General features: G+C 73.5%; 3 protein-coding genes. 1 reads left to right on the forward strand and 2 read right to left on the reverse strand.

Features of this window, described 5'->3' with window-relative positions:
* Positions 1-4 precede the first annotated feature (4 nt).
* Positions 5-277, reverse strand: a complete 273-nt coding sequence (locus ACFV4N_RS42370) for a phosphopantetheine-binding protein (RefSeq protein WP_499678344.1) — start codon at positions 275-277, stop codon at positions 5-7.
* Between the two features lie 34 nt (positions 278-311).
* Positions 312-1157, reverse strand: coding sequence for a 3-hydroxyacyl-CoA dehydrogenase family protein (locus tag ACFV4N_RS42375; RefSeq protein ID WP_499678345.1), 846 nt, complete (start codon positions 1155-1157; stop codon positions 312-314).
* Between the two features lie 367 nt (positions 1158-1524).
* On the opposite strand from ACFV4N_RS42375, the gene ACFV4N_RS42380 reads away from it, so the two are divergent.
* Entirely contained in the window at positions 1525-2739 is a 1215-nt protein-coding gene (locus ACFV4N_RS42380) for a beta-ketoacyl-[acyl-carrier-protein] synthase family protein (protein WP_499678346.1), read from the forward strand.
* The last annotated feature ends 38 nt before the right edge of the window (positions 2740-2777 follow it).

Consider the following 2777-nt stretch of genomic DNA (forward strand, 5'->3'; position numbering starts at 1 on the left):
GTCCTCATGCGGTGGCCTCCTGCGGAACCGGCTCCCGGGCGGGCGTGAGGCGGTCGACGAGGTCGCTGATCGCGGAGACGCTGCGGAAGTTCTCCCGCCGCAGCTCGTCGTTGGGCACGCGCAGCCCGAACCGGTTCTCCACGAACATGACCAGTTCCATGGCGAACAGCGAGTTCACGAAGCCCAGTTGGAAGAAGTCCTGGTCGTCGCCCAGTTCGACCTTGGGCATCTTGCCCCGGACGAACTGCCCGACGACGGCGCGGGTGTCCTCGGCCATGCTCTGTTTCCCCTTCGCGGTGGTGGTCGGACCGTCAGCTGTAGTCGTAGAAGCCCCTGCCCGACTTCCGCCCGTGCAGACCGGCGGCCACCATCTGCTTGAGCAGCGGGCACGGCCGGTACTTGCTGTCGTTGAAGCTGTCGTGCAGCACCTCGATGCTCTGCAGGATGGTGTCCAGCCCGATCAGGTCGGCGGTGGCCAGCGGGCCCATGGGGTGGCCGAAGCACGACCGGAAGACCCGGTCGACGTCCTCGGCGGGCGCGACCCGGTCCTGCACCAGGAACACGGCCTCGTTGATGGTGAGCATGAGGACCCGGTTGGACACGAACCCCGGCGCGTCGTTGACCAGGACGCCCTCCTTGCCGACGCCGCCGAGCAGCGCCAGCGCCGTGTCCACGGTGGACTGGGCGGTGTGCCAGCCGCGGATGACCTCGACGGTGTGCTTCATCGGCACCGGGTTCATGAAGTGGATGCCCAGCACCAGCTCCGGCCGCTCGGTGACCGAGGCGATGCGGGTGATCGGGATCGCGGAGGTGTTCGCCGCGAACGGCGTGGTCTCCCGGCAGATCCCGTCCAGCCTCGGGTACACCTCGCGCTTGAGGTCCCAGTCCTCGGTGATGTTCTCCACCACGAAGTCCACATCGGACAGCGCCTCCAGCTCGGTGGCGTAGGCGACCCGCTCGGCCATGCCGTCGCGGCCGCCGGCCGGCCCCGTGCCGAGCAGGTGCCCGAAGCGCTCGTACCGGCGCACCTCCTCCTCGGCCCTGACCAGCGCCTCCTTCGAGCGGTCGACGAGCACCACGTGGTGCCCGTGCTCGGCGAAGTTCTGCGCGACCCCGGTGCCCATGACACCGGCGCCGACCACTCCCAGCCTCGTCATGCCCTCGTCCACCCCTGCTCTCACGCCGCCGGCGATCTTCCCGGCCGAGCCTAGGTTCGGCGCGCGGCGCGCCACATCGGTCGCCGGGACGGAATCGCGTCATCCTTTCCGCCGAGCCCTCACCCGTTCGGAATGCGGGTCGCCCCATACCCTCCGGGTGGTGCGGAAAGGGGACTCCCGGCCGTTGGCCGCGATAGGCGGCCGCGGTTACTGTCGGTCGGCCGGGACCCTCCACACCGGACGTCGTCCCGAGCGCCCCGGCGCCGGTGCGCCCGCAGCGGGAACCGCCGGCCGAGGGCTCCCGGCGGCACGCGGTGCAACCGGTGCAACCGAGGACCGCGTGCCGCGGTCGAGAGGGGATCGCGCCATGGTTTCTGAAGTTCCGGTGGTGGTGACAGGGCTCGGCATGACCACGCCGCTCGGCGGGGACGTCACCTCCAGCTGGGCCGCGCTGCTGGCCGGGGAGTCCGGGGCGTCCCCGCTGGCCGAGGAGTGGGCGCCGAGGCTGCCCGTCAGGTTCGCCGCCCAGCTGCGCAAGCAGCCGACCGACGTGCTCGACCGCACCGAGGCCCGCCGCCTGGACCGCAGCCAGCAGGTCGCCGTGGTGGCCGCGCGGGAGGCGTGGGCCGACGCGGGCGCGCCCGAGGTGGACCCGGTCCGGCTGGCCGTCGCCTTCGGCACCGGCATCGGCGGCGCGCTCACCATGCTCGACCAGGACGACCTGTTGGAGCGGCGTGGCCCGCGCCGGCTCTCGCCCTTCACCGTGCCGATGCTGATGCCCAACGCGGCGGCGGGCGCGGTGAGCATCGACCTGGGCGCCCGCGGCGGCGCCCACGCGCCCACCAGCGCCTGCGCCTCCGGCGCGGAGGCCCTCGCCGTCGGCCTCGCCCTGATCCGCTCCGGCCGGGCCGACGTGGTGGTCGCGGGCGGCACCGACGCGTGCCTGCACCCGCTGTCCATCTCCGGGTTCGCCCAGATGGGCGCGCTGTCCACGAAGAACGACACCCCCGAGTCGGCCTCGCGGCCCTTCGACGTCGACCGCGACGGCTTCGTCATGGGCGAGGGCTCGGGCGCGCTGGTGCTGGAGCGGGCGGACTTCGCCGCGGCCCGGGGCGCCCGCGCCTACGCGACGCTCGCGGGCGCGGGCGTGACCAGCGACGGCCGCGACATGACCCGCCCCGACGTCGACGGCCAGCTGCGGGCCGTGCGCGAGGCGCTGGCCGGCGCCGGGCTGTCCGCCCGGGACATCGGCCACGTCAACGCCCACGCCACCGGCACGCCGCAGGGCGACGCCGTGGAGGCCCGCGGCATCGAGCTGGGCGTGGGCACGCACCCGCTGGTCACCGCCACCAAGTCGATGACCGGCCACCTGCTCGGCGCGGCGGGCGCGGTCGAGGCGATCGTCACCGTGCTGACGCTGCACGAGGGCGTCGTGCCCGCCACCCGCAACCTCGACCGCCCGGACGCGGAGCTGCGGGTCGAGGTGGTCCGGGACCGCCCCAGGCAGGCGCCGGTGGCGGCGGCCCTGTCCAACTCGTTCGGGTTCGGCGGCCACAACGTGGTCCTCGCCTTCACCCGCTGAGACCCCGCCCGTCGGGAACTTCGGAGGAGCACCGGTGC

The organism is Actinosynnema sp. NPDC059797, from assembly GCF_042732085.1.
In the GTDB taxonomy this organism is placed as follows: Bacteria; Actinomycetota; Actinomycetes; order Mycobacteriales; family Pseudonocardiaceae; genus Actinosynnema.

Excerpts from the sequence above, each read along its gene's own strand:
- ACFV4N_RS42370 (WP_499678344.1), bottom strand. The coding sequence starts at position 277 with ATGGCCGAGGACACCCGCGCCGTCGTCGGGCAGTTCGTCCGGGGCAAG.
- ACFV4N_RS42375 (WP_499678345.1), bottom strand. The coding sequence starts at position 1,157 with ATGACGAGGCTGGGAGTGGTCGGCGCCGGTGTCATGGGCACCGGGGTC.
- ACFV4N_RS42380 (WP_499678346.1), top strand. The coding sequence starts at position 1,525 with ATGGTTTCTGAAGTTCCGGTGGTGGTGACAGGGCTCGGCATGACCACG.